Below are 24,531 nucleotides of genomic sequence, written 5' to 3'. Positions count from 1 at the left end.
GCAGACAACAGGCGGATGTTCAGGACGCCCTTTCGAACGCCACGACATCCCCCAGCGCCGTCGCGCCAGCCTGTCGGTCGAAAGCCGGGGAAACCAGAGCGCCAGGATGCGCCGGGCGGAAGGGGCGTGCCCTGCCGGAAGAGGGGGAAGCTGCGGGGGAAAACAGACGGTCATGGGGGTTCCACTCCAGGGTCAGTCCGGCGGGAGCCGCAAGTCGGCTCTTTTCCGGAACAAGGTGAAAGACGGGGTTGCCGATGCTGCCGCCAAGCATCGACCCGCCGGCCAGGAACCGCGCCGCTGCCGGCGCGGGTTCGATACGCAGACGAAGGGAAGCGCTGCTCGCCTCTTCCTCCCCCGACTGCCGCAGGAGAAGCAGGAAGCCGCCGCCGGCCTTCGCCTTCAGACTGAGGCGCCGGCTCTCGGTCAGACCGAAGCCGCGTGGATTGCCCTGAACCTCCAGCATCACGGCGGAAAAGGCGCTGCAGGAAAGTGCTGCATCCGCCAGCCACAGCGCATCCTCGAGCTTCCTCGGCATGGCATGCAGCAATTCGCCCGGCCGGAAGCCGTAATCGACAAGGCCCGACGCGTAAGGCAGGCCCGCCTCCCGGGCGACGGACCGTTCGCCGATCCACAGGATCCGTTTGCCTGACCGATCAGGCCGGCACGACAGGCAGAGCCCGAGACCGAAGCCGCTGACGGACGTCGCATCCCGCATCGCCGCACCGCGCACCTCGATCATCGCCCCGACCGGAAAACCTTCAGGCAGGAGCCGTCCAAGATCGTTCGCACTTGCGCCGGATGCGTCGGAAACCGGGACAACGGCATCGCCGCCCGCCGGCGAAAGCCCCTCGGCCGCCGGCTTGCCCTCGATCTTCGCAATCGCCTTGCGCAGGGCGAAAAGCTTCTCCTGCGCCAGAGCGTTCCCGCCCATGACGTTCTCTCCCGTTAATTTGTTCTCTATATGTTCTTATGGATTCCAGAGCTTTTGCGAAGAGTCAACCACATTTTCTGTGAATTTATTCCTTGACCGGATTCCCACTCGAAAAGCGGTGGCAAAAACCCTATATGATGGGCTCAACAAGGAGCTCAGATGGCCCGCATTGACCAGACCGAAGATTGGCATGAACGCCATGCGCCGACGATCAGCACGTTCGAATCGTTGGCCATTGAGGCCTATGGCCATCTGCCGGAGGAATTCCGTGCGCTGACCGGAAACCTGATCATCGAGATCGCCGATTTTCCGACCGACGAGATCTTCGAAGACATGGCGCTCGAAACGCCCTTCGATTTGCTCGGCCTGTTCGAAGGCCGTGGAATTTCCGAGCGTTTCACCATGGACACAGGCGAAATGCCGAACCGTATCACGCTCTATCGCCGGTCAATCCTCGATTACTGGGCAGAAAACGAAGAAACGCTCGGCGACATCATCACCCATGTGCTGATCCATGAGATCGGCCATCATTTTGGCCTTTCCGATGACGACATGGAGCGCATCGAGGAAAGCGCCGAAGACGCCTCCACAAACCGGTAAGGCCCAAAACAAGGTTTAGAACACCGTCATTTCCGACGCACACCCGAACCGAAGCAGGAAACGGGTGGCGGGCGTATTTTCGTCCTCCTATCCCTCAGCCTCCATTTCAAGGAGGTTTCAATGTCAGTTGTGAAAAACAAAGTCGCGATCATTACCGGTGCATCGTCGGGCATCGGTCGTGCCACGGCCATGCTGCTTGCCGCCGAAGGCGCATCCGTCATCCTGAATGCCCGGGGCAGCAAGGCCCTGGAGGATGTCGCCGATGTTATCAGGCGGAAAGGCGGAAAGGCCCTTGCCGTCGCAGGCGACGCCAGCCTGGACGAAACCCACGCGGAACTCGTCTCCGCGGCCATAAACCGGTTCGGCAGGCTGGATGTCGCGATCAACAACGCCGGAACGGTCGGCCCGATCAGGCCGCTTGCGGAAATCGCCCCGCAGGAATGGCAGGACACGCTCACCACCAACCTGACATCGGCCTTTCTCGGCGCCCGCCACCAGATCCCGGCCATGCTGGAAAGCGGCGCGGGCGCCCTCGTCTTCGTTTCGAGCTTCGTCGGAACAAGCGTCGGCCTGCCCGGAATGGCAGCCTATGCCGCCGCGAAAGCGGGAATCATGGGTCTGGTAAAGGGGATCACCGCGGACTATGGAAGCCGGAACATTCGCGCCAACGCGCTTCTGCCCGGCGGTACGGACACGGCCATGGCCGGAGATCAGGCGCAGAAAGAGTGGGCCGCAGGCCTGCATGCGCTGAAACGGATCGCAAGGCCGGAAGAGATCGCCCAGGCAGCGCTTTTCCTCGCAAGCCCGCTGTCGAGCTTCGTCGCGGGCTCAGCACTTTATGCCGATGGCGGCAACGCCGCCGTCAAATGATGCAAAAATGATCGCAAGGGCCCGCCTGACAGGCTGACCCTTAGCCGGCTTACTGTTCGCCGAGCTTCATGGCCGGATCGTAGTCCTTGCCGTGCACGGTCTTCACCACGGCCTGGCCGCAATGCATCTGGTTGGTCGCCGCGTTGAAGGAAAGGCTCGGCGCGCCGTGCAATTCCCAGCCCTTGTTGAGGGCGTCGGTGACCCGGTGACAGAAGGATGCGTCATCCGGACCGGTGAGGAAACGATAGACTTTCACGATAGCTTGCCTTCTCTCTGTTCGATGATCGCGATTTTCGCGAGCAGTTTTTCGGCCTCGTCGAGATGCAGCCGCTCGATCATGCGGCCGTCGACATTGATGACGTTGAGCGCTGCCGTCGCAGGATCGGCAAAGGCGGAAACGATCATCCGCGCCTCGGCGACGGCCTCCGGCGAAAAGCCGAAATGCCGGTTGGCGCCCTCGATCTGTGCCGGATGGATCAGCATCTTGCCGTCGAAGCCCATCGAACGGCCCTGCAGACACTCGCGGCCAAAGACCTCCAGATCGCGAAAATCGTTCGAAACGCTGTCGATCGCATCGAGCCCATAGGCCCGCGCCGCAAGGATCACCTGCATCAGGAAGGGCACGAGATAGGTGCGCCCCGGCTCCGGAACCACCCCGGTCGCCTTCCTCAAGTCATTGAGACCGACGACGAAACCGTCGAGCCGTCCGCCGGCGGTGCGGCCGGAGGCAGCAATCTGGGCCGCATTGAGAACGCCGAGCGGCGTCTCGATCATCGCCCATATCCTGAGGCTTTCTGACGCATCCGCTTCCGCGAGCAGATCCGCGACGGCACGAACGACGTCGGGTCCATCGACCTTGGGAAGCAGGACGGCGTCGGGCCGGCATTCGATCACCGCCGCCATGTCTTCGGCGAAATAATCGCTGCCGATCTCGTTCACCCGGATCACGGCTTCGCGCCCCACAAGCGGCGTTTCGGTAAAGAAACGACGCAGATTATCCCGCGCTTCGGCCTTTTTATCCGGAAAGACTGAATCCTCCAGATCGAAGATGACGGCGTCGCAGGCAAGGCCGTGGGTCTTTTCAAGCGCGCGGACGTTGATTGCCGGCACGCTCAGAACGGAACGGCGCAATCTCGAAGGGTGATCGTCGGCAAAGGAAACCATGCCCTCGTTCTGCCAATCTTTGCCTGCCGGTGCAAGCCGACTTTTGGCCGACAGCCCTTGCATTCAGGGCGAAGAAGGACCACCTTGATGTGCGAGAAAGGATTTCGAACATGCAGAATCTTCGTTCCGTCGCTCTGGGTCTTGCCGGCGTCGTCGTCATCGCCGCAGCCGCCGCCTTCGCCGTCTCCCTGACGCTGATTGCCGGCGCCGTGCTGACGCTTTCGCTCGGCTATCGCATGCTGACCGCACGGACCAAGGCCGCCCCTGTCTACGCCAAGACAAACCGCAAATCCGGCGAGCGCGAAATGCGCGTCTGGAACGACGGTCGCGGTACGATCATCGACCTCTGAGGCGTGCGCCGCATTGGGGTGACCAAAGATGACGGCAAAAACGGATGCTTCAGGGCCAGAGCGTACCCGTTCGGGCAATAAAGACCTTCAAATCCGCACAATTTTCCTCTAAGTGCAGCGGAAATTCCTGAATTGCGTTCAGAAGGCAGGGTCTGATGGAAAAGTTCGAAAAGCTCACCGGCGTCGCGGCGCCGCTTCCGGTCGTCAACATCGATACGGACATGATCATCCCGAAGGACTATCTGAAGACCATCAAGCGGACCGGTCTCGGAAAAGGCCTCTTCGCCGAAGCACGCTACAAGGAAGACGGCACGCTCAACGAGGATTTCGTCCTCAACAAGCCTGCCTACCAGAATGCCAGGATCCTGGTCGCCGGCGACAATTTCGGCTGCGGCTCCTCGCGCGAGCATGCGCCGTGGGCGCTCCTCGATTTCGGCATCCGCTGCGTGATCTCCACCAGCTTCGCCGACATCTTCTACAATAACTGTTTCAAGAACGGCATCCTGCCGATCGTCGTCAGCCAGGACGAACTGGACAAGCTGATGGACGACGCAAGCCGCGGCTCGAACGCCGTGCTGACGGTCGATCTGGAAGCCCAGGAAATCACCGGCCCCGATGGCGGCCGCATCAAGTTCGAGATCGACGCCTTCAAGCGCCACTGCCTGCTGAACGGCCTCGATGACATCGGCCTGACGCTCGAAAAGGCCGGCAGCATCGCCTCCTTCGAAAAGACGAACGCCGTCAACCATCCCTGGGCCTGACGTTCACGGACTTGACCCGAAAGCAATACCGGCGCGGCGACATGAGCCATCGCGCCGGAAACGGCTCCTCCCGCCGTACCGTTCTGCCGCTGAGCGTCCTTGAAACGCGGGGCTTTGCCCGATAGAAGGCGGCAACTCTTTCATAGCCAGGGAGGCTTCCCCATGACACAGCGCAATCTCTTCCTTCTGCCCGGCGATGGCATCGGCCAGGAAACCATGGCCGAAGTGCGCAAGATCATCGACTACATGAATGCCGAGCAGGACGCCGGCTTCACCACCGACGAAGGCCTTGTCGGCGGATCCGCCTATGACGCCCATGGCGTCGCGATCACCGACGCCGACATGGAAAAGGCGCTCGCCGCCGATGCGGTCCTGTTCGGCGCGGTCGGCGGTCCGAAGTGGGATGCCGTGCCTTATGAAGTACGCCCGGAAGCCGGCCTGCTGCGCCTGCGCAAGGATCTCGAGCTCTTCGCGAACCTGCGTCCGGCGATCTGCTACCCGGCGCTGGCCGCCGCTTCCTCGCTGAAGCCGGAACTGGTCGAAGGCCTCGACATTCTGATCGTGCGCGAACTGACCGGCGGCGTCTATTTCGGTGAGCCGAAGACCATCACCGACCTCGGCAACGGCCAAAAGCGCGCCATCGACACCCAGGTCTACGACACCTACGAGATCGAACGCATCGCTTCCGTAGCCTTCGAGCTGGCTCGCACCCGCAAGAACGCCGTCTGCTCGATGGAAAAGCGCAATGTCATGAAATCAGGCGTGCTCTGGAACCAGGTGGTCACCGAGATCCACAAGGCCAAGTATCCGGACGTGAAGCTCGAACACATGCTGGCCGATGCCGGCGGCATGCAGCTCGTGCGTGCGCCGAAGCAGTTCGATGTCATCGTCACCGACAACCTGTTCGGCGACATGCTCTCCGACGTCGCGGCCATGCTGACGGGCTCGCTCGGCATGCTGCCGTCTGCATCGCTCGGCGCGCCGGATGCCAAGACCGGCAAGCGCAAGGCCATGTACGAGCCCGTGCACGGCTCGGCGCCTGACATCGCCGGCCAGGGCATCGCCAACCCGATTGCCATGATCGCCTCCTTCGCCATGTGCCTGCGTTACTCCTTCAACATGGTCAAGGAAGCGGACAACCTCGAAAAGGCGATCGCCAACGTGCTCGACAAGGGCATCCGCACCGGCGACATCATGGCTGAAGGCGCAACCCGCGTCGGCACCACGCAGATGGGCGACGCGATCCTCGCCGAGTTCAAGGCGCTTTCTGCCGCCGCTTGATTGCCGGAGCCGGAAACGGCTCAGGGAATTCCCGCGGCAATACAGGGCATTGTAATGCCGGTTGGGCGCGTTGAACCGCGCGCGTTAAAAAGCGTGTGACACAATCGCAGCGCCCCTTGCAATTCGCAGCCGTGGCGACCATCTTGCCGCGGCTGCTGCCATCCTGGGTGCTGGCGCACGACGCTCTCATCATCCAGCCATGGCAAAACGGGAATAAGTGGAAGGCGCGCGTGAACGGCATCGAAAAAACCTGGGCCTGGCTCAAGAAACGACGCGACGCAAACCGCCATCCTCCGGCACCTCACTATTGGCAGATCTTCGCCATCGTCGCCGCCAATCTGGTGGTGCTTTCCTTGCTGATCTTCGACACCGCTGTCGGTGAAACCCGGCCAGCCGGCCCGTTTGCCCGGGCTCTCGGTGAACTCATCACCGATTTTGGCAGCTCCGGCTGGATCCTCATCGCATCAGCCATCCTGCTGTTCGAGGGGCTCTCTTCCTTCCGCCTGTCGAGAAGTGTGAAGCGTCGCTTCCGCGCTCTTTATGCCGCCCAGATCGGCGCCTATTTCTTCCTCGCCGTCGCCCTTTCGGGCCTTTCGGCAAACGTGCTGAAACGGGTGATCGGCCGCGCGCGGCCGAGCCAGTTCGACGAATGGGGAGCCTTCGGCCTTTCCCCCTTCAGCGGCTCCAAGTTCGAGAGCTTCCCCTCCGGCCACTCGACCACCGTCGGCGCCATCTTCATGGTGCTGATCCTGCTCCTGCCCCGCTATCGGCTGGCCTTCATCCTGCTGGCCCTCTGGATGGGCTTCAGCCGCGTCATGGTCTCCGCGCATTATCCGAGCGATGTGATCGCGGGCCTTTCCTATGGTGCCTGGTTCTCGCTGCTGCTCGCCAATATCTTCGCCCGCTACCGGCTGGTCTTCATGCCGGACGCGAAGGGCTGGCCCGTACCGCGGCTGTCGCTCATCCCCCTGCAGCAGTTGCCGCCCGACCCCTTGGGGAAGCCCTTCCGCACAGGCAATTGAGCCCTCGGGCGTCTTCCCGCGCCTCGCCAATGAAAAAACGCTGCCTGCATTGCATTTCCAGCGTTTCAGGCAAAACCGCGCGCCGTCTTCATGCGTAGAATGCGATGACGACTGGAAAATCCGCCCGGCGGTTCGCTGAAAAAGCCCCTTCCGCCATGGAACCGGAGCGTCCTTCGTCCGTTGAAGCAAAGTTCCGGCGGGATAGTCCCGCAGCGGTTGCGCATTCCATGGAGACGACGATGAAATCCATGTCCGCCGACAGACATATCATCCGATTTGCTATGGCTCAGCCCTATCTCGACCGGGAGGAGGAGCTGGATCTCGCGATCCGCTGGAAAAACGGCAACGACCAGAAGGCGCGGAACCGCATTGCTCAGGCCCATATGCGCCTCGTGATCGCCATGGCCTCCAAGTTTCGCGGCTTCGGCCTGCCTCTGAACGACATGATCCAGGAAGGCTATATCGGCCTTCTGGAAGCAGCCGCCCGTTTCGATCCCGCCCGCGAAGTCCGCTTCTCCACCTATGCCGGCTGGTGGATCCGCGCCTCCATGCAGGATTACATCCTGCGCAACTGGTCGATCGTGCGCGGCGGCACGAGTTCCTCCCAGAAAGCGCTGTTCTTCAACCTGCGCCGGCTGCGCGCCAAACTCGCCCGCGGCGACAATCGCCTGAGCGAGCAGGCGATCCATCAGGAAATCGCCTCCGCGCTTGGCGTCAGTCTCGCCGACGTACAGTCCATGGACGCACGACTGTCAGGCAACGACACTTCTCTCCAGACCCCCGTCGCCGGCCGGCATGGCGAAGGCACGGAACAGCTCGACATGCTGGAAAGCGATGAGTTGCCACCGGACGAACAGGTAAGCGGTATCATCGATGGAGAACGCTGGAGCGCATGGCTGCACACCGCCATGACCGGCCTCAACGAAAGGGAAAGCCGCATCATCAAGGCTCGGCGGCTGACCGAGGAGACCGTGACACTGGAGGAACTGGGCGCCGAGCTCGGCATTTCCAAGGAGCGCGTACGGCAGATCGAGACCCGCGCCATGGAGAAGCTCAAGGCAGCACTTACGGAAGTCGCTCCGAAAGCCGGAAAGTCGCTCGAAATGGCGTGAAAACTAAAGAGATAGAGCCTTATTCGGAAATGATCTTGACCCGGCTTCCCGGCTGCAAAGTCGAAGTCGGCGTCAGCGCGTTGATCAGCCGGAAGAGTTCCAGCTTGCGCTCCGTTCCCATCATCCGCGCCGAAAGCGAACCGATCGTATCGCCTGATCCGACGGTAACCACGCGTACGCGCAGCGGCTTCAGCGATGCCGCCTCCTGCGGCGTGATCCGCCGGAAGCTGGACCGCAGCTTTTCAGCCGTCGGATCGAGCATGGCGCTGCCCTTCGGCACGGCCGTCAGGAAGCGGAAGATCTGCGAGCCGATGCGGATGACCGTGATGTCGAAATCCCAGCGATCGGCCGAGGCGCGAGCGGTGGCGGCTTCAAGCCCGTTGACGGTGATCGGCTTGATCGTCTCAGGCAGAAGCCCGGTCACCCAGCCGCTCGAAATGTAGTTTTCGAGACTGCGCTTCTGGTTATCAGCCACGCCGTCGAAGCGGATCGCCACGTCGCCCGGACCGGTCGCCAAAACCGCTTCCACCTTGTTGTCGATCTGGAAGCCTTCCGGCACATCGAAACGAATGCCGAGGCTTCCGTGCAGGAAGGTCTGCCCGCGAACATAGCCTTCCTGCGGACTGTCGCCATAAAGCAGCCCGTTGATGCCGTTCAGGTAATAGTCTCGGCCGGTCTCGCCATGCGTCCCTTCCGGTCCGAAGGCGCGGGCATGCCGGCGGGCAAGCTCGACGCGCTGCGGCGCGTTCGGATGGCTCGACAGGAAGTCGAGACTCTGGTCCGCATCCGGATCGACGGAGGTGAAATGGCTGTAAGCCGCCATGGAATCGAGGAAGCGGGCCGCGGCATAGGGATCGTAGCCAGCCTCGCCGAGCGTGCGCACGCCGATCACGTCAGCCTGCAGTTCCTGCTGGCGGGAAAAGGCCGCAAGCCTCAACTTGCCGCGCGCCAGCGCTTGCTTGCCGGCGATGTCGCTCGACAGCACTTCCGCGACGACCCGGCTTGCGATCACCTCGGCTTCTTCACGGCGCTGCCGCTCGATACCGTGGTTTGCGGTCACATGCGCCATCTCGTGGGACAACACGGCTGCGACCTCCGAAGCGTCGTTGGCGAGCGCCAGAAGTCCGCGCGTCACATAGAGATAGCCACCGGGAAGCGCGAAGGCATTGATCGCCGGAGAGTTGAGAATGGTGATGCGATAGGACTGCGCCGGGTTTTCCGACACCGCCGTCAAGGCGCCGGCAATGCGCGCAACCAGCTTCTCGGTCTTTTCGTCGTGATATTCGCCGCCATAGCTTGCGACGATGCGCGGATGCTCCCGCGCACCCATCTGCGCGCGCGGATCGTTCTTCTGCACTTCGTCGACGATCTGCGGATTGCTGGACGGGCTGACCGTCGGCACGTAGGCCTGCTCGAAGATAGACTGACAGGAGGTCAGCATGAGCACGGCCGCAAACGTTGCGACGAGGCCTCGCCGCAAGCCGGTCGACCGGTGCAGCCGAACGCGAGCGCCCGGCGCTGTGCTCTTATCGGCGACTACTTGCATCCTGCCCCACTACCACCCTGCCTGCGATCCGGAACCCAGTACGGTCCGGGGACTTGCCGTTGCAACCTGCGAGAATCGTTCCGTCGGCACCAACCATTTAACATCATTCATCGAATATGGATAAATTTGCATAATGGAAAAGATGCGCAGGTGGGCGCGAAAAGAGTAGGACGAGAAAAGAAAACCACCCATTCCTTAAGCGCATGCCACCGGTGAGCGTCCAAATTAAGGCGAACCGACCGGGAATGGCACACTCAGCCGCCGGAATGGCCGAGGAACCGCCCGATGACCTCGATATCACCCCTTTCCACGAACGCGCCATGCGGACCCTCGAAAATGATCCTGCCCCGGTCGAGGAAGAGGACGTCTCCCGCAAGCCGCGCCACTTCGTCGGGATCGTGGCTGACGATGACGATCGTCGCGCCCGTTTCCCCGTGCAGGTCGATGAGCAGATCCGCCATGGCCGACCTCAAACCCGGATCGAGTGCCGCAAACGGTTCGTCGAGCAGCATGACCGGTTTTCGCCGCACCAGCGCCCTTGCAAAAGCCGCCCTCTGGCGCTCCCCGCCCGAAAGCGTGGCGGGCTTGCGCTTTTCATAGCCGGCAAGCCCGACGCGTGACAGGGCCACGGAGACGGCCTCCCGGTCCGCTGCGGAAAGCCGGAGCGCGGGGTTAATCCCAAGCCCGACATTGGTGAAGACATCGAGATGGGCAAAGAGATTGTTGTCCTGAAAGACCAGCGAGACCGGCCGCCTGCCGGGCGCAAACCCGCTCACATCCTCGCCCGCGATCAGCACCCGGCCGCTGTCGGGCCGCTCGAAGCCGGCGATCACGTTGAGGAGCGTCGACTTGCCCGATCCGGACGGACCGGCAATGGCGGTGATCCGACCGGCGCCGATGCGGCAGTCGAAATCGAATGCGGCTTCGCCGAGACGCAGTTTCACGCCGTCCAGCACGATGTCACCAGTCGCATTACCGGACATCGGCACCACCTTCTCTCGATGCGGTTCCCCACGTTCCGGCCAGCGCCAGCATCAGGCAGACGAGACCGAGCAGGAAGGCGAAGCCATCGGCGTCATCGCTGCGATAACTCCCCATCCGGCTATAGATCAGATAAGGTAGCGTCGTCAGGTTCTCCGAACCGAACAGCGCGACGGCGCCGAGATCGCCGAGCGACAGGGCCATGGCGAAGGAAAACCCGGTCAGCACCGGCCGGCGCAAGACCGGCCAGTCGACGAACCTCAGATGCGAAAGGCCCGACATGCCGAGGCTTGCGGCAAGTCGCGCCGTTCTGGCCCGATGTTCGGCAAAGGCGGGAGAAAGCACGCGCATGGTGAAGGGCAGCGACATCAGCGCATTGATGCACACCACGATGGCGGGTGCGAATACGGCGGTATTGCCATAGGCCCTGAGCACCATGAACCATCCGGTCGCGAGCACCGTCGTCGGCACCAGCAGCACCAGCGAGGACGAAGCGGCAAGCAGCCCTGAAAACAATCGTGCTGGCGGCGACGGATGCCTCCCGGCAGACAAGGCAGCCCGCGCCTCGATGATCGAAACACTGATCGTAACGGAAACGACCGCAGCGGCCGCGGCGATGCCGAGACTGGTCAGCGCGGCATCCTGGAATACCCGCTCGCCGGCGAGCTTGACGAGATCGGCCTTCAGCCCCGACACGGCCACCTGTCCGAGCGGTAGGCCGAGAAACAGCGCGGCAACAAGGATCGCCGCCCCGTCCGCCATCCGGGCAAGGGGTGATTGTCCGTCGAAACGCCGGACTGCGGCACCGGCCGACGCACCCGGATCGGACGGCGTTCCGGCAAGCGACAGCAGGCCGAGAATGACGCCGGTCACCGCGATCTGCAGCATCGCCAGCGATATCGCACGCGGCGGGTCGAAATCGAGCCGCAGCGCCTGATAGATCGCCACCTCGATCGTGCTGGCAGCCGGCCCCCCGCCAAGCACCAGCACGAGCGTGAAGCTGGTGGCGCAGAGCATGAAGATCAGCCCGGCGATGCCCGGCAGGATGCGCCGGATGACAGGCCATTCGATGAAACGGAAATTGGAAAGCGGCCCCATGCCGAGACTGGCACTGCTGCGCCAGTATTCCGCCGGAATACGCTCGAGGCCGGCGAGAATGAGCCGTACCGCAAGCGGCATGTTGAAGAAGACATGGGCGATCAGGATACCGCCGAGCCCGTAGATGCTGAAACGCTGGTCAGCGCCGAGCATCGCCAGCAGATCATTGACAAGGCCCTGCCGCCCCCAGATGCCGAGGAGGCCAAGCGCTCCGATCAACACCGGCAGGCCCATCGGCACCGCCATCAGCCGGATCAGCCAGACGCGGCCGGGAAATTGCGGCTGCCGCGCCAGCGCCCGCGCCACCGGTATGGCGAAGGCTATGGAAAACAGCGTCGACAGCGCCGCCTGCATCAGCGTGAAACGCAGGACGGTTGCAACCACCGGATCGGAGGTGACGGAAAGCAGCGCGCCTTCCCCGCCGAATTGAAAAAGCGAAACGACCGCGATGCCGATGAAGGCCGCAATCGCCGAAAACGCGACGAGGCCGCCGGAAAGCGCCGGCAGCCTCTCGCGAAAATCCATGGAGTAAGAACCCGCCACGCTCACTTCAGCGTCATGGCGGCGAGCCATTCGTCGATCCACGCCTTGCGGTTGGCGGCAACCTCTTCCGGGCTCATCAGGAAGGTATTCTTCGGCGAAACCAGCTTGCCGAAGGCTTCCGGCAACGGCTCGGAGGTCGCAGCAACCGGCATCATCCAGTTATTGGTGGGAATAGTGTCCTGGAAGCCGGGGCTGACCATGAACTGCAGGAATTCCTTCGCCAGTTCCTTCTGCGGCGCCTTCTTGAGCAGGCCGGCAACCTCGATCTGGATGTAATGGCCCTCGGAGAATTCGGCCGCCTGATAGCGGTCGGTGTTCTCGGCCACCATGTGATAGGCCGGCGAGGTGGTATAGGACAGCACCATCGGCGCCTCTCCCTTGGTGAACAGGCCATAAGCCTCCGACCAGCCGGGAGTGACCGTCAGCACGCGACCCTTGAGCTTGGCCCAGGCTTCCGCGGCCTTGTCGCCATAAACCGACTTTACCCAGAGCAGCAGGCCGAGACCGGGCGTCGAGGTGCGCGGATCCTCGATCACGATCTTCTCTTCGGGATTGCCTTCCACCAGTTCCTTCAGGCTCTTCGGCGGGTTCTTCAGCGCCTCGGTGTCGTAGACCACGGCGAAATGGCCATAGTCATAGGGAACGAAGCTGTCGTCGGAGAAGCCACCGGGAACGGAGACCTTGGAAACATCGACGCCGTGGGTGTCGAACAGGCCGGTCTGCTTCGCCTCAGTAACGAGGTTGGTGTCGAGACCGAGCACCACGTCGGCCTTGGTCGCTTCCCCTTCGAGCTTGAGGCGGGTCAGCAGCGCCACGCCATCGGCGACGCCGACGAAATCGACGGTGCAGCCGCAGGTCTTCTCGAAGGCCTCCTTGACCTTCGGCCCCGGACCCCATTCGGAAATGAAGCTTTCATAGGTGTAGACCGTCAGGGTTTTGTCCGCAGCCACTGCGGAGAGCGCAGGCAGCAACGAGAAAATCGCCGCTGCGGCAAGCCCGCGGCGGAAAAACGAAAGAGATGTGGTCGGCATATCGCCCCTCCATAAAAGTAGGATTTCGGGATAGGGCGTTTTTATCTCACGCGTCTAATCCCTCCGCCGGTGTTAACCGGATCAGGTTCCGCGGGTTGGCTATTCGCCTCTCAGCCACGTGTCCGGGAAGGACATGAAGCACCCCGTTAGAGCAGGACGAGACATAGCGCGGCGCACCCCGGGAGGCAAGAGCCGCCGAAAACACCTCAAAAAGTACAGATGCGGCACTTCCTCAACGCTTTTCCAACCTATTTCTGCCATTCTCTCGAAGGATGGCTGGTTTGTGCACGGCAACGGATGCATACGGCCTTTTTGATGGTATAAGAAAAAGCCGACACGGCGAGACAGTGGTATATGGTCAGTTCGGAACCGGAAAAGGCTGCAAGCGAGCGCCCCGCGGCCGCTACCGTTGAGCTTAGCTTTTCGCGGCAGTTGCGAATTGCCGCCGATTCCTTCTGGGCATCCTCGGTGCGCAACCGAGTCTTCGGCGTCGCCACCGCCCTGCTTGCCGTCATCCTCCTGACCACCTACGGCCAGGTCCTGATCAACCGCTGGAACGTTCCCTTCTACAATTCGCTTGAAAGGCGCGACATCGACGCCTTCGTCCGGGAACTAGGCAATTTCGGCCTCATCGCCGGCTTCCTGCTGCTGCTCAACGTCATTCAGACCTGGCTCAACCAGATGACCGCGCTCTACATGCGCGAAGGCCTGTCGCGCGATGTCGTCGACCAGTGGCTGAAGGATCGCCGCGCCTACCGGCTATCGATGTCGAGCCCGCTCGGCGTCAATCCGGACCAGCGGCTGCACGAGGATGCCCGCAAGCTTGCGGAAATGACCACATCGCTATCGATCGGCCTTGTTCAGGCAACGATCCTGCTGGTCAGCTTCATCGGCGTTCTCTGGCAGATGTCGAGCGGCTTTGTCTTTCATATCGGCGATTACAGCTTCTCCATTCCCGGCTACATGGTCTGGGGCGCGCTGATCTACGCCGCCGCCGCCTCGCTGCTCAGCAAGGTGGTTGGCTGGCGTCTCACCCGACTCAATGCCGAGCGCTATGCGCGTGAAGCCGACCTGCGCTTCTCGCTGATGCGCGCCAACGAAAATCTGGAAGCCATCGCGCTTGCCGGCGGCGAGGAAACCGAGCGCCGCCACATTCACGAGGCGATCGATTCCGTGCTCGCCGTCATCCGCCAGCTTGCAATGGCGCTGACCAATCTCACCTGGGTCACCGCGGGCTTCGGCTGGCTCGCCATGATCGTGCCAATCCTGATCGCGTCTCCCGCCTATTTCGCGGGAACCATGACCTTCGGCGAGCTGATGGCCGCCGCTGCCGCCTTCAACCAAGTCTATTCCGCCCTGCGCTGGTATGTCGACAACTACGGCGCCATCGCCGACTGGCAGGCCGCCCTTCTCCGGGTGACTGTCTTCCGCGCAGCCTTGACGGAAATCGATGACATCAAGCCGAAAGGCGGCGGCATCGCACTGGAAGTCGGCCCGCCCGGCAAGCTCAGTTTCGAGGATCTGGCGATCTGCCCGCAGGTCGATGGCGAAGTCAGCCGTACCGGCTTCCGGATCAGGGAACAGAACCCTGAGATCACCGCCGGCGAGCGCATCATGGTCAATGGCGACCAGGGCGTGAACCGCCGGCTGCTGTTCAACGCGATTGCCGGGCTGTGGCCCTACGGCCGAGGCACGATCCGTCTGCCGCGGGAAGACAATATCCTGTTCGTGCCGCAACTCGAATATCTGCCGGAAGGCAAATTGAAGAGCGTACTGGCCTATCCGCTGGCCTCCGCCGGCATACCGGAAGAGGCGATGGTCGCCGCCCTGAAGCGGGTCGGGCTGGAGCATTTTGCCGACAAGCTGGACGAGCGCGCCCGCTGGGACCGTTTGCTGGACAAGGACGAACAGATGGCGCTGGCCTTTGCCGGCCTTCTCCTGCGCAAGCCCCGCTGGATCGTCTTCAACGATGTTCTGGAAGGCCTGGAGCACGACACGGTCGCGACCCTGTCAAGCGTCATGGCAGAATTCACCGATGCGACGCTGATCTATATCGGCCGCTCCGGCGCCTTCTACGACGCCACCTCGCCACGCCTGCTGCATCTGGAACGGCTTAGCCCGGAACCGCCCCGTCCGCGGGAAACGACGGAGGCCGCCTGAGGCAGGAAGCCGCTGCAGGCGGTACGCGCTGCTTTGAGCCTTGGGCCTCAGCCCTCCAGCTCCTCGCGCAGCATCTCCAGTTCCAGCCATTCCTCTTCCATGCGGGTGAGATCGGCGCGCAGCTTTTCCATTTCGGCGGCGAGCCTGTTGAAGGTCGCAGGGTCCTTGGTGAAGAGCTTCGGATCGGCCATCTTCGCCTCGCGGGCAGCGATTTCCTTCTCCGTCTTCTCCATCTCCTTCGGCAGGTTTTCGAGCGCGAATTTCTGCTTGTAGGAGAGCTTGCCCTTGCCCTTGGACCCCTGGTCCGAGGCAGACTTGTCCGCGCTGCCGGAAGCCTTAGCCTTCTCCGCTTTCTCCACCCGCTTACGCTCTTCTTCCGCCCCCTTGCGCTGGGCGAGCATGTCGGAATAACCACCGGCATATTCGATCCAGCGGCCATCCGGATGTTCCGGATCCACCGGTGCAATGGTGGACGTCACCGTCCGGTCGAGAAAGTCGCGGTCGTGGCTGACGAGGATGACGGTTCCCGAATATCCCGCGACGATCTCCTGCAGAAGATCGAGCGTCTCGATGTCGAGATCGTTGGTCGGCTCGTCGAGGATGAGCAGGTTCGAGGATTTCGCCATGATCCGGGCCAGCATCAGCCGGGCGCGCTCGCCGCCGGAGAGATTGCGGATCGGCGTGCGGGCCTGTTCGGGCTGAAACAGGAAGTCCTTCATGTAGCCGGTCACATGCTTCTGCTCGCCATTGACCAGCAGGTTTTCGCCGCGCCCGTCCGTCAGGTAATGAGCGAGCGTCTCGTCGGGGTTCAACCCTTCGCGCTTCTGGTCCAGAACCGCGATTTCGAGATTGGTGCCGAGCTTCACCGTGCCGCTGTCGGGGTCGAGCTGACCGGTCAGCATCTTGAGAAGCGTCGTCTTGCCGGCCCCGTTCGGGCCGATCAGGCCGATACAGTCGCCGCGATGCACGCGGATGGAAAACGGCGCGACGATGGTGCGCTCGCCATAGGCCTTGGTGATCTTGTCCGCCTCGATCACCAGCTTGCCGCTTTCCCGGCCCTCGGTGGCGCTGGCCTGGATGGTACCCTGCGGCCCCTTGTGACCGCGATATTCGGCGCGGAGATTCTGCAGATTGCCGAGCCGGCGCATATTGCGCTTGCGCCGCGCGGTCACGCCATAGCGCAGCCAGTGTTCCTCACGCTCGATCGCCTTGCCGAGCTTGTGCTGCTCGATTTCCTCTTCCTCGAGCACCTTATCGCGCCATTCCTCGAAATGGCCGAAACCCCGGTTGAGCCGGCGCGAAAGACCGCGGTCGAGCCAGACGGTCGCGGTGGAAACCTTTTCAAGGAAGCGACGGTCGTGGCTGATCAGCACCAGCGCGCTGCGGGTCTTCTGCAACTCGCTTTCCAGCCATTCGATGGTCGGAAGGTCGAGATGGTTGGTCGGCTCGTCGAGCATCAGGATATCGGGTTCGGGCGCAAGCACCCGCGCCAGCGCCGCCCGGCGCGCCTCGCCGCCGGAAAGGCTGTTCGGATTCTCGTGGCCCGTCAGCCCCAGATGTTCGAGCAGATAGGTGACGCGATAGGGATCGTCGCCTGGTCCAAGTCCTGCCTCGGCATAGGCCTGCACCGTCGAGAAACCGGCGAAATCGGGGGCCTGTTCCAGATAGCGGATGGTCGCCGCCGGATGACGGAAGACCTCGCCCGACTGCGCTTCGACAATGCCCGCCGCGATTTTCATCAGCGTCGACTTGCCCGAACCGTTGCGGCCGACAAGGCAGATCCGATCTCCGGGCTCCACCTGCAGGCTGGCGCCGGCAAGCAGCGGCGTACCGCCAAAGGAGAGGAAGATGTCATCGAGTTTCAGGATGGGAGGCGCCAAGGCTTCAGGCTCCGGTCATGTCATAGGGACGGGCAAGCAGGATCGCGTCGCCGCTTTTCAGCGACAGCGCGATCGGACCTTCCGCCACATTGGAAACGGTACGCGACGAACCGAACGGCAGTTGGAAATCGTCGAGCGGATAACGGGCATTGCGGATCGAAAGCCCTGTCAGTGGCGAAAATCCGAGAATGGAAAACAGCGAACCCTTCGGCAGGTCGATGACGCGCTCTCCGGGCAGCAGCGGATAGAACTCTTCCTCGCCGGATGTCAGGAGAATGTCGTGGCCTTGCCTGGCGAGGCTGATCGCCTGCAGCATGTGCATCAGTGCGTGATCGGACCGCTCGCCGCCGAGCGCGCCGGCAAGGATCAGGCTTTCGGCGCCGCGTGCGAGAGCCTCGCCGATGGCGATGGCCCCGTCGGTCTCGGCCTTCTGCGCCGGATAGGGCATTTTCGGCACATCGGGAAAATCCCTGGACAGGTCTTCCGGCGAGGAATCGAAATCGCCCACCCAGAGTTCGGGCGTGAGGCCGAGCGCCGCCGCATGGCGCATGCCGCCATCGGCTGCGATCACGCGGCTCCCGGCAATCGCCGCCTTCAGGCGGTCGGTCGCAGTCAGTTGCCCGCCGAGCAGGATGGTGAAGCTGTTTTTCCTCATGGCTCTGCCCATAGCGCATCTTGCAGCGAAAGGGAAAGCGCTTCGGCAAACCGTCGTCAGGCTGCGTAAGGCGCGAGAAACGGCAACCAATGTCCACCTTGCACCGCACCTTCCCTCCCATTACTTTCCGGCCGACCAAAAACGGGAAGAAGACCATGCAATTCACCGGCACCGCCGACTACGTCGCCGACAAGGACCTGATGGTCGCCGTCAATGCGGCGATCGCGCTCGAGCGTCCGCTGCTCGTCAAGGGCGAACCCGGCACCGGCAAGACCGAGCTTGCCCGGCAGGTGGCGACGGCCCTTGGCCTCGACATGATCGAATGGAACATCAAGTCGACCACAAAGGCGCAGCAAGGCCTTTACGAATATGATGCCGTCTCGCGCCTGCGCGACAGCCAGCTCGGCGACGAGCGTGTCAACGACGTGAAGAACTACATCCGCAAGGGCAAGCTCTGGCAGGCCTTCGCCACGGATACCAAGACCGTGCTTTTGATCGACGAGATCGACAAGGCCGATATCGAGTTTCCGAACGACCTCTTGCAGGAACTCGACCGCATGGAGTTCCATGTCTACGAGACCGGGGAGACGGTGAAGGCCAGGGTCCGGCCAATCGTCATCATCACCTCGAACAACGAGAAGGAACTGCCGGACGCCTTCCTGCGCCGCTGCTTCTTCCACTATATCCGCTTCCCCGATGCAGATACGCTGGCGCGGATCGTCGAGGTCCACTATCCCGGCCTGAAGCAGAACCTGATCCGCGCGGCGCTGACCCAGTTCTACGAAATCCGCGAGACACCGGGCCTGCGCAAGAAGCCGTCGACCTCGGAAGCGCTCGACTGGATCCGTCTTCTGGTCGCCGAAGACGTCGATCCCGCCGACCTTCGCGTCGATCCGAAGCAGGCCCTGCCGAAGCTCCACGGCGCGCTCCTCAAGAACGAACAGGACGTCCATCTCTTCGAACGGCTCGCCTTCATGGCAAGGCGGGAGGGACGATGACGCGCGATGCGATGCCTGATGGGATGCCTGATGCATTCAAGGTCCTGATCTACGCGACATGGCGCGATCGCCTTCTCGTTTTCGACGAACCGGACTTTCCCGAAATCGCACTTCAGGTTCCCGGCGGCACGGTGGAGCATCCGGAAACCGTCGAGCGCGCTGCCTTGAGGGAATTCGCCGAGGAAACCGGGCTTGAGCCGAAGGCACCGTTCCGGCTGATCGAGACCTGCGACTACCGCTTCGAGCAGAAGGGATCACTCATCACCCACCGGCGCTCCTATTTTCATGTAGCGCTGTCGCAAGAGCCGGCAGAAACCTGGGTCCATTGGGAAACCATGCCGTTCGGCGGCGGCGAGCCGATCCGCTTCCGCCTGTTCTGGCTCGAGTTGGACGAGGCCCGTCAAAGGCTCGGCTACGGCATGGCGGATGCGCTTGCCCACCTCCCCGGAAAGCCGGTCACGCCCGTGCTGCACCGCGAAAACCTTTTCCGTTGATTCGTGCCGCCGACAGGCGTAAAGGACTGACCTCGTGGTGATTTGGCCGGCCGGCTTGCAGCCACGTTAAATAAGTCGCTAAAGGGCCGAGGCGAGTTCGAAAAACTTTCCGAGGACCGGTAGCGATATTGGAAGCTGCCGGTTTTTTTGTATGTGCGCGGTGCCGGACCTGTCCGGACCGCCATGACACGGAAAGTCGAGTTCGAACATGCCGATCAAGATACCCGATACCCTGCCCGCCTTTGAAACCCTCGTGCATGAGGGCGTTCGGGTGATGACTGAAACGGCCGCTATCCGTCAGGATATCCGCCCGTTGCAGATCGGGCTGCTCAATCTCATGCCGAACAAGATCAAGACGGAAGTGCAGTTCGCCCGTCTGATCGGCGCATCGCCGCTGCAGGTGGAACTGAGCCTCGTGCGCATCGGCGGCCACAAGGCCAAGAACACGCCGGAGGAACACCTCCTTTCCTTCTACCAGACCTGGGAGGAAGTGCAGGACCGCAAGTTCGACGGCTTCATCATCACCGGCGCGCCGGTCGAGACGCTGCCTTACGAAGAAGTCACCTACTGGCCCGAGATGGAAAAGATCCTCGACTGGACGGAAACCAACGTCCATTCGACGATGAACGTCTGCTGGGGCGCAATGGCAGCGATCTATCACTTCCACAGTGTGCCAAAGCATGACCTGAAGGAAAAGGCCTTCGGCGTCTACCGCCACCGCAACCTTGCTCCGTCCTCCATCTACCTCAATGGTTTCTCGGATGACTTCCAGGTGCCCGTTTCCCGCTGGACCGAGGTCCGCCGCGACGATATCGAGGGTGTTCCGGGGCTGGAGATCCTGATGGAGTCGGATGAAATGGGCGTCTGCCTCGTGCATGAGAAGCGCGGCAACCGGCTCTACATGTTCAACCATGTCGAATACGACTCGACCTCGCTCGGCGACGAGTACTTCCGCGACGTCAATTCCGGCGTGCCGATCAAGATGCCACACGACTATTTCCCGCACAACGATCCGGAGATCACTCCCTTGAACCGCTGGCGCAGCCATGCCCATCTGCTGTTCGGAAACTGGATCAACGAGATCTACCAGACGACACCCTACGATCTGGATGCCATCGGCACCGGCAAGGAGACCTGAGCCCATGGCGGGAACCGTCGAGATCCGTCCGCTCACGGCAGCAGACGAAACCGAATGGCGGCGGTTGTGGAAGGCCTATCTGGCCTTCTACGAAACCGAACTGCCGGAGGAGATCTATGCCACGACCTTCGCCCGGCTGACGGGTGGAGCACCGGGCGAATACAGCGGTCTCCTCGCGCTGGTCGATGGCCGGCCCGCCGGCCTTGCGCATTATCTCTTCCATCGTTCCTGCTGGCATATCGACAATGTGTGCTATCTTCAGGATCTCTACGCCGACCCTGAGGTCCGCGGCACCGGTATCGGCCGCGCGCTGATCGAGGCGGTCTATGAGAAGGCCAAGGCGGAAGGCTCGAAGGAGGTCTACTGGATGACGCAGGAATTCAACGCCACCGCCCGCCGGCTCTACGACCGCATCGCGGAAAAAACCCCCTTCCTCGTCTATCAGAAGAACTTCTGAGCCCGGATGTTCATCCCCTTCTTCCTCAAGCTCAAGGAAGCGCGGATCCCGGTGACGCTCCGGGAATTCCTGGCGCTTCTCGAGGGCGTGGAAGCGGGGCTCGCCGATTTCGACACCGAAGCCTTCTATTTCCTCGCCCGCACCGCGCTGGTGAAAGACGAACGGCATATCGACCGGTTCGACCGGGTGTTTTCCGAGATCTTCGGCGGACTGGAGAGCACCTCCGGCGCCGACGGCGTGGAAACCGTGCCGATCCCCGAGGAATGGCTGCGCAGGCTGGCCGAAAAGCACCTTTCGGAAGAGGACAGGAAACTGGTCGAGGCCCTCGGCGGCTTCGACAAGCTGATGGAGACGCTGCGCCAGCGGCTTTCCGAGCAGAAGGGCCGCCATCAGGGCGGTTCCAAATGGATCGGCACCGCCGGAACCTCCCCCTTCGGCGCCTATGGCTACAATCCCGAAGGCATCCGCATCGGCCAGAACGAATCGCGCCATCGACGGGCGGTGAAGGTCTGGGACAAGCGCGAATTCCGCAATCTCGACGACGGGGTCGAGCTTGGAACCCGCAACATCAAGGTGGCGCTGAGGCGGCTCCGCCGCTTCATTCGCGAGGGCGCCGCCGACGAATTCGACCTGCCCGGTACGATCCGCTCCACCGCCGAGCACGGCTATCTCGACGTGAAGACGCGGCCGGAACGGCGCAATGCCGTCAAGCTGCTGATGTTTTTCGATATCGGCGGTTCCATGGACGATCACATCCGCATCGTCGAGGAACTCTTCTCCGCCGCCCGCTCCGAATTCCGGCACATGGACTACTTCTACTTCCACAACTGCCCCTATGAACGGGTGTGGAAGGACAATCGCCGCCGTCACTCCGAAGTGATGGCGACCGAGGACGTGATCAGAACATATGGTTCCGACTACCGCCTGATCTTCGTCGGCGATGCCTCGATGAGCCCCTACGAGATCACCCATCCCGGCGGTTCCGTCGAACATTGGAACACCGAAGCCGGCGCGGTCTGGATCGACCGGCTGACGGGCCATTTCAGAAAGAGCCTCTGGCTCAATCCGTTGCAGGAGGACCGCTGGGGCTATACGACATCGGTCGGCCTCGTTCGTCGGCTGATGGGCGACCGCATGTTTCCGTTGACGCTCGGCGGCCTCGAAACCGCGGCGAGAGAACTTTCCCGCTGAATTTTCATCTCCTCACCATTTCCCAAGCCAGGATCACGCCATGCAGAAAGAGATTTTCGGACAGACCGCAAGCGGCGAGACGGTCGAACGCGTCACGCTTTCGGCCGGCGGCCTGACGGCCCGCATCATGACCTATGGCGCGTCGATCCAGGACCTGCGTCTCGACGGCCATGTTGCACCCTTGGTGCTCGGTTTCGACCGGCTGGAGGATTATGAGCGCCATTCGCCCTATTTCGGCGCAACCCCCGGCCGCTGTTCCAACCGCATCGCTGGCGGCGCTTTCACGCTCGACGGCAAGCCGTATCGGCTCGAACGCAACGAAAACGACGTCAACCACCTGCATGGCGGCTCCGACGGCATTGCGAAACGGAACTGGCGGATCATCGGCTTATCTTCTGACAGCGTAACGCTGGCGATCACCGATCCGGACGGCCGCGCCGGCTATCCCGGCAATTGCCGGATCACCGCCACCTACCAGCTCAGGGACGAAGGCGTGCTGTCTGTCGTCTATGAAAGCGAGACGGATCAGCCGACGCTCGCCAATATCTGCCAGCATGCCTATTTCAATCTCGACGGCAGCGCCGATATCCTCGGCCACGACCTGATGATCGCCGCCGATCATTACCTGCCGGTCGATAACGTGCTGATCCCGACCGGTGAGATCCGCCCGGTGGAAGGAACGCCGTTCGACTTCAGGGACATGCGTCCGATCCGTCGCGAGATCGACGCCGCACAGGTGCCCTACGACCACAATTTCTGCCTCTCCCCGACCCGCACGCCAAAGCGCAGCGTGGCGCTTGCCCGCAGCATCAATTCCGGCGTCAACATGGAAATGCGCACCACCGAGCCAGGCGTGCAGTTCTACGCAGGCGTCTATGTCGACATTCCCGTTCCCGGACTGGACGGCAAAACATACGGCCCCTATGCCGGTTTCTGCCTCGAAACCCAGATCTGGCCCGACGCCATCAACCACGCCGGTTTCCCGAGCGCGGTGCTCCGGCCCGGTGAGGTCCTGAGGCAGGAAACCGACTACGTCTTCTCACGGATCTGAGATGGTCCTCGGCCCATAAGAGGCCGGGGGGCCTTGGACGCTCCCTCAGATGGCGGTGAAGCCGTTATCGACGAAGAGATGCGCGCCGTTGACGAAATTCGATTCGTCACTTGCCAGATAGAGCGCGGCGCGCGCCACGTCTTCCGGTTCGCCGATGCGGCCCTGCTGAGCGGCAATCGCGGCCTCGGAGACATCGACTCCATGGGCGGTAAGCTCCGCCACTTCCCGAAGCCCGTGCGGCGTGCGGATGAAGCCGGGGCAGACGGCATTGCAGCGGATGTTCCGGTCGCGGAACTCGACCGCGATCGCGCGGGCGAACATGTGCACGGCGCCCTTCGTCGTGTCGTAGAGCACTTCCATCGGCGTTGCCGCCACGGCCGAAATCGATGAGGTACAGACGATCGAACCGCCGCCAGCGCCAATCATTCCCGGCAGCACCGCCTTGGTCATCAGGAACATCGAACGGACATTGACGGCGTGCAGCCAGTCCCATTCCTCGGTCGTGGTTTCGAGGAAAGGCTTGATGACGATCGTGCCTGCGTGATTGAAGAGAACGGTCACCGGACCGAAATGCGCCTCGGCGCCCTTCACGGCATTGTTGACGGCTTTTTCGTCGGAAACATCGGCGACCCAGTGCTCCGCCGTGCCGCCCGCCTCGCGGATGGCAGCCACGGTCCGGGCTGCCTCTTCGCCATTGCGGTCGATGATGGCGACCTTGGCGCCCTCCGCCGCAAAAAGCCTCGACGCCGCCCCGCCCATGCCGGTCGCCCCGCCGGAAACGATCGCAATCTTGCCCTTCAACCTGTCGGCCATGCCGTCCCCCTCCGATGCGGATCGAGGGACTATAGGACGCGAAACTGCGTCTGTCTGCCGTATTGATCCGGGCAGCAGCAAGGCTGCTTTGCGCTGTTCTTTTCGGAAGGAAAACTGGAGCGGGTGAGGCGATTCGAACGCCCGACCCCAACCTTGGCAAGGTTGTGCTCTACCCCTGAGCTACACCCGCTCATGTCGACGATCCGGGGGTAGTCGGTGGATCGAAGGTCGTCTGCGTTGCGGCGACGGGCGGTATATGGCCCAATCATTTTTCAAATGCAACAGGGAAATGACGAAATTTTCGAGAAAAAATCACGACGCCTCGAAAAGCCCGGAAAACCGGGCTTTTCAGGTAAAAGGAACGATTGCCAAGCCCGGCAAGCGGACGTATCACTCTCCGCCGA

Annotated in this window: 24 protein-coding genes, 1 tRNA gene and 2 riboswitches; of the genes, 14 read left to right on the top strand and 11 right to left on the bottom strand. The window is 62.3% G+C overall.

What is annotated here, in order from left to right; genetic code table 11:
• Window positions 1–19: 19 nt before the first annotated feature.
• Window positions 20–931 carry an ImuA family protein gene (locus NBH21_RS11605; RefSeq protein ID WP_250913545.1) on the bottom strand — a complete coding sequence of 304 codons (912 nt, stop codon included), beginning with the start codon at window positions 929–931 and terminating at the stop codon, window positions 20–22.
• A gap of 159 nt (window positions 932–1,090) precedes the next feature.
• Here NBH21_RS11605 and NBH21_RS11600 point away from each other — a divergent pair, with 159 nt between their 5' ends.
• Together NBH21_RS11600 and NBH21_RS11595 are read left to right on the top strand one after the other, a co-directional pair.
• Window positions 1,091–1,531, top strand: coding sequence for a metallopeptidase family protein (locus tag NBH21_RS11600; RefSeq protein WP_250913546.1), 441 nt, complete (start codon window positions 1,091–1,093; stop codon window positions 1,529–1,531).
• 120 nt (window positions 1,532–1,651) lie between these two features.
• On the top strand, window positions 1,652–2,401 hold the full coding sequence (locus tag NBH21_RS11595) for an SDR family oxidoreductase (RefSeq protein ID WP_250913547.1): 750 nt from the start codon (window positions 1,652–1,654) through the stop codon (window positions 2,399–2,401).
• 49 nt (window positions 2,402–2,450) lie between these two features.
• On the opposite strand, the gene NBH21_RS11590 is transcribed toward NBH21_RS11595, so the two are convergent.
• Together NBH21_RS11590 and NBH21_RS11585 are read right to left on the bottom strand one after the other, a co-directional pair.
• Window positions 2,451–2,657 (bottom strand): DUF1737 domain-containing protein, encoded by a 207-nt coding sequence (locus NBH21_RS11590; RefSeq protein ID WP_250913548.1) that lies wholly within the window; start codon window positions 2,655–2,657, stop codon window positions 2,451–2,453.
• Window positions 2,654–3,565 (bottom strand): HpcH/HpaI aldolase/citrate lyase family protein, encoded by a 912-nt coding sequence (locus NBH21_RS11585; protein ID WP_250913549.1) that lies wholly within the window; start codon window positions 3,563–3,565, stop codon window positions 2,654–2,656. The genes NBH21_RS11590 and NBH21_RS11585 overlap by 4 nt, the downstream gene beginning before the upstream one ends.
• 110 nt (window positions 3,566–3,675) lie before the next feature.
• On the opposite strand from NBH21_RS11585, the gene NBH21_RS11580 reads away from it, so the two are divergent.
• From NBH21_RS11580 to NBH21_RS11560, 5 genes are all read left to right on the top strand, one after another.
• Window positions 3,676–3,915 (top strand): hypothetical protein, encoded by a 240-nt coding sequence (locus NBH21_RS11580; protein ID WP_250913550.1) that lies wholly within the window; start codon window positions 3,676–3,678, stop codon window positions 3,913–3,915.
• 155 nt (window positions 3,916–4,070) lie between these two features.
• Entirely contained in the window at window positions 4,071–4,676 is a 606-nt protein-coding gene (leuD, locus tag NBH21_RS11575; protein ID WP_250913551.1) for a 3-isopropylmalate dehydratase small subunit, read from the top strand.
• Between the two features lie 162 nt (window positions 4,677–4,838).
• The gene (leuB, locus tag NBH21_RS11570) at window positions 4,839–5,957 is read left to right on the top strand and encodes a 3-isopropylmalate dehydrogenase (RefSeq protein ID WP_250913552.1); all 1,119 of its coding nucleotides are present in this window, start codon (window positions 4,839–4,841) and stop codon (window positions 5,955–5,957) included.
• 116 nt (window positions 5,958–6,073) lie between these two features.
• Window positions 6,074–6,979 carry a phosphatase PAP2 family protein gene (locus NBH21_RS11565; protein ID WP_250913553.1) on the top strand — a complete coding sequence of 302 codons (906 nt, stop codon included), beginning with the start codon at window positions 6,074–6,076 and terminating at the stop codon, window positions 6,977–6,979.
• Between the two features lie 239 nt (window positions 6,980–7,218).
• Complete coding sequence (locus NBH21_RS11560; RefSeq protein WP_250913554.1) at window positions 7,219–8,091, top strand: RNA polymerase factor sigma-32; 873 nt, start codon at window positions 7,219–7,221, stop codon at window positions 8,089–8,091.
• A gap of 19 nt (window positions 8,092–8,110) precedes the next feature.
• On the opposite strand, the gene NBH21_RS11555 is transcribed toward NBH21_RS11560, so the two are convergent.
• From NBH21_RS11555 to thiB, 4 genes are all read right to left on the bottom strand, one after another.
• Window positions 8,111–9,637: a M48 family metalloprotease gene (locus tag NBH21_RS11555; RefSeq protein ID WP_250913555.1), complete on the bottom strand. Its 1,527-nt coding sequence runs from the start codon at window positions 9,635–9,637 to the stop codon at window positions 8,111–8,113.
• A gap of 254 nt (window positions 9,638–9,891) precedes the next feature.
• Complete coding sequence (locus NBH21_RS11550) at window positions 9,892–10,620, bottom strand: thiamine ABC transporter ATP-binding protein (RefSeq protein WP_250913556.1); 729 nt, start codon at window positions 10,618–10,620, stop codon at window positions 9,892–9,894.
• Entirely contained in the window at window positions 10,610–12,241 is a 1,632-nt protein-coding gene (gene thiP / locus NBH21_RS11545) for a thiamine/thiamine pyrophosphate ABC transporter permease ThiP (protein WP_250913706.1), read from the bottom strand. Before thiP ends, NBH21_RS11550 begins: the two co-directional genes overlap by 11 nt.
• Before the next feature lie 20 nt (window positions 12,242–12,261).
• Window positions 12,262–13,290, bottom strand: a complete 1,029-nt coding sequence (thiB, locus tag NBH21_RS11540) for a thiamine ABC transporter substrate binding subunit (RefSeq protein WP_250913557.1) — start codon at window positions 13,288–13,290, stop codon at window positions 12,262–12,264.
• 41 nt (window positions 13,291–13,331) lie between these two features.
• Window positions 13,332–13,446: riboswitch (TPP riboswitch) on the bottom strand.
• 198 nt (window positions 13,447–13,644) lie between these two features.
• Here thiB and NBH21_RS11535 point away from each other — a divergent pair.
• Window positions 13,645–15,450: an ABC transporter ATP-binding protein/permease gene (locus tag NBH21_RS11535; RefSeq protein ID WP_250913558.1), complete on the top strand. Its 1,806-nt coding sequence runs from the start codon at window positions 13,645–13,647 to the stop codon at window positions 15,448–15,450.
• A 47-nt stretch (window positions 15,451–15,497) separates the two neighbouring features.
• On the opposite strand, the gene NBH21_RS11530 is transcribed toward NBH21_RS11535, so the two are convergent.
• Both NBH21_RS11530 and NBH21_RS11525 read right to left on the bottom strand, forming a co-directional pair.
• Window positions 15,498–17,330, bottom strand: a complete 1,833-nt coding sequence (locus NBH21_RS11530; protein ID WP_250913559.1) for an ABC-F family ATP-binding cassette domain-containing protein — start codon at window positions 17,328–17,330, stop codon at window positions 15,498–15,500.
• A 4-nt stretch (window positions 17,331–17,334) separates the two neighbouring features.
• Window positions 17,335–17,985 (bottom strand): thiamine diphosphokinase, encoded by a 651-nt coding sequence (locus NBH21_RS11525; RefSeq protein WP_250913560.1) that lies wholly within the window; start codon window positions 17,983–17,985, stop codon window positions 17,335–17,337.
• 155 nt (window positions 17,986–18,140) lie between these two features.
• Between NBH21_RS11525 and NBH21_RS11520 the strand changes: the two genes are divergently transcribed.
• The 6 genes from NBH21_RS11520 (at window position 18,141) to NBH21_RS11495 (ending at window position 23,314) form a co-directional block, all read left to right on the top strand.
• Window positions 18,141–18,983, top strand: coding sequence for an AAA family ATPase (locus NBH21_RS11520; protein WP_163902239.1), 843 nt, complete (start codon window positions 18,141–18,143; stop codon window positions 18,981–18,983).
• Window positions 18,980–19,477 carry an NUDIX hydrolase gene (locus NBH21_RS11515; protein WP_250913561.1) on the top strand — a complete coding sequence of 166 codons (498 nt, stop codon included), beginning with the start codon at window positions 18,980–18,982 and terminating at the stop codon, window positions 19,475–19,477. The genes NBH21_RS11520 and NBH21_RS11515 overlap by 4 nt, the downstream gene beginning before the upstream one ends.
• 24 nt (window positions 19,478–19,501) lie before the next feature.
• Window positions 19,502–19,579: riboswitch (SAM riboswitch) on the top strand.
• 106 nt (window positions 19,580–19,685) lie between these two features.
• On the top strand, window positions 19,686–20,615 hold the full coding sequence (gene metA, locus NBH21_RS11510) for a homoserine O-acetyltransferase MetA (RefSeq protein WP_250913562.1): 930 nt from the start codon (window positions 19,686–19,688) through the stop codon (window positions 20,613–20,615).
• A gap of 4 nt (window positions 20,616–20,619) precedes the next feature.
• Complete coding sequence (locus NBH21_RS11505; protein WP_250913563.1) at window positions 20,620–21,072, top strand: GNAT family N-acetyltransferase; 453 nt, start codon at window positions 20,620–20,622, stop codon at window positions 21,070–21,072.
• A gap of 6 nt (window positions 21,073–21,078) precedes the next feature.
• Window positions 21,079–22,263 (top strand): vWA domain-containing protein, encoded by a 1,185-nt coding sequence (locus NBH21_RS11500; RefSeq protein ID WP_250913564.1) that lies wholly within the window; start codon window positions 21,079–21,081, stop codon window positions 22,261–22,263.
• A 40-nt stretch (window positions 22,264–22,303) separates the two neighbouring features.
• Window positions 22,304–23,314 carry an aldose epimerase family protein gene (locus NBH21_RS11495; protein WP_250913565.1) on the top strand — a complete coding sequence of 337 codons (1,011 nt, stop codon included), beginning with the start codon at window positions 22,304–22,306 and terminating at the stop codon, window positions 23,312–23,314.
• Between the two features lie 45 nt (window positions 23,315–23,359).
• On the opposite strand, the gene NBH21_RS11490 is transcribed toward NBH21_RS11495, so the two are convergent.
• Both NBH21_RS11490 and NBH21_RS11485 read right to left on the bottom strand, forming a co-directional pair.
• The gene (locus NBH21_RS11490; RefSeq protein WP_250913566.1) at window positions 23,360–24,127 is read right to left on the bottom strand and encodes an SDR family NAD(P)-dependent oxidoreductase; all 768 of its coding nucleotides are present in this window, start codon (window positions 24,125–24,127) and stop codon (window positions 23,360–23,362) included.
• A 115-nt stretch (window positions 24,128–24,242) separates the two neighbouring features.
• Window positions 24,243–24,317: transfer RNA gene (locus NBH21_RS11485), tRNA-Gly, on the bottom strand.
• Window positions 24,318–24,531 lie beyond the last annotated feature (214 nt).

It is taken from the genome of Ciceribacter sichuanensis (assembly GCF_024055605.1).
Taxonomy (GTDB): domain Bacteria; phylum Pseudomonadota; class Alphaproteobacteria; order Rhizobiales; family Rhizobiaceae; genus Allorhizobium; species Allorhizobium sichuanense.
This window is presented reverse-complemented; position numbering and strand designations above follow the sequence as displayed.

What these genes read in the sequence shown, in the direction of transcription:
- NBH21_RS11605 (WP_250913545.1), bottom strand. Translation starts at nt 931, where the DNA reads ATGGGCGGGAACGCTCTGGCGCAGGAGAAGCTTTTCGCCCTGCGCAAG.
- NBH21_RS11600 (WP_250913546.1), top strand. Translation starts at nt 1,091, where the DNA reads ATGGCCCGCATTGACCAGACCGAAGATTGGCATGAACGCCATGCGCCG.
- NBH21_RS11595 (WP_250913547.1), top strand. Translation starts at nt 1,652, where the DNA reads ATGTCAGTTGTGAAAAACAAAGTCGCGATCATTACCGGTGCATCGTCG.
- NBH21_RS11585 (WP_250913549.1), bottom strand. Translation starts at nt 3,565, where the DNA reads ATGGTTTCCTTTGCCGACGATCACCCTTCGAGATTGCGCCGTTCCGTT.
- NBH21_RS11580 (WP_250913550.1), top strand. Translation starts at nt 3,676, where the DNA reads ATGCAGAATCTTCGTTCCGTCGCTCTGGGTCTTGCCGGCGTCGTCGTC.
- leuD (WP_250913551.1), top strand. Translation starts at nt 4,071, where the DNA reads ATGGAAAAGTTCGAAAAGCTCACCGGCGTCGCGGCGCCGCTTCCGGTC.
- leuB (WP_250913552.1), top strand. Translation starts at nt 4,839, where the DNA reads ATGACACAGCGCAATCTCTTCCTTCTGCCCGGCGATGGCATCGGCCAG.
- NBH21_RS11560 (WP_250913554.1), top strand. Translation starts at nt 7,219, where the DNA reads ATGAAATCCATGTCCGCCGACAGACATATCATCCGATTTGCTATGGCT.
- NBH21_RS11555 (WP_250913555.1), bottom strand. Translation starts at nt 9,637, where the DNA reads ATGCAAGTAGTCGCCGATAAGAGCACAGCGCCGGGCGCTCGCGTTCGG.
- NBH21_RS11550 (WP_250913556.1), bottom strand. Translation starts at nt 10,620, where the DNA reads ATGTCCGGTAATGCGACTGGTGACATCGTGCTGGACGGCGTGAAACTG.
- thiP (WP_250913706.1), bottom strand. Translation starts at nt 12,241, where the DNA reads ATGGATTTTCGCGAGAGGCTGCCGGCGCTTTCCGGCGGCCTCGTCGCG.
- thiB (WP_250913557.1), bottom strand. Translation starts at nt 13,290, where the DNA reads ATGCCGACCACATCTCTTTCGTTTTTCCGCCGCGGGCTTGCCGCAGCG.
- NBH21_RS11535 (WP_250913558.1), top strand. Translation starts at nt 13,645, where the DNA reads ATGGTCAGTTCGGAACCGGAAAAGGCTGCAAGCGAGCGCCCCGCGGCC.
- NBH21_RS11525 (WP_250913560.1), bottom strand. Translation starts at nt 17,985, where the DNA reads ATGAGGAAAAACAGCTTCACCATCCTGCTCGGCGGGCAACTGACTGCG.
- NBH21_RS11520 (WP_163902239.1), top strand. Translation starts at nt 18,141, where the DNA reads ATGCAATTCACCGGCACCGCCGACTACGTCGCCGACAAGGACCTGATG.
- NBH21_RS11515 (WP_250913561.1), top strand. Translation starts at nt 18,980, where the DNA reads ATGACGCGCGATGCGATGCCTGATGGGATGCCTGATGCATTCAAGGTC.
- metA (WP_250913562.1), top strand. Translation starts at nt 19,686, where the DNA reads ATGCCGATCAAGATACCCGATACCCTGCCCGCCTTTGAAACCCTCGTG.
- NBH21_RS11505 (WP_250913563.1), top strand. Translation starts at nt 20,620, where the DNA reads ATGGCGGGAACCGTCGAGATCCGTCCGCTCACGGCAGCAGACGAAACC.
- NBH21_RS11500 (WP_250913564.1), top strand. Translation starts at nt 21,079, where the DNA reads ATGTTCATCCCCTTCTTCCTCAAGCTCAAGGAAGCGCGGATCCCGGTG.
- NBH21_RS11495 (WP_250913565.1), top strand. Translation starts at nt 22,304, where the DNA reads ATGCAGAAAGAGATTTTCGGACAGACCGCAAGCGGCGAGACGGTCGAA.
- NBH21_RS11490 (WP_250913566.1), bottom strand. Translation starts at nt 24,127, where the DNA reads ATGGCCGACAGGTTGAAGGGCAAGATTGCGATCGTTTCCGGCGGGGCG.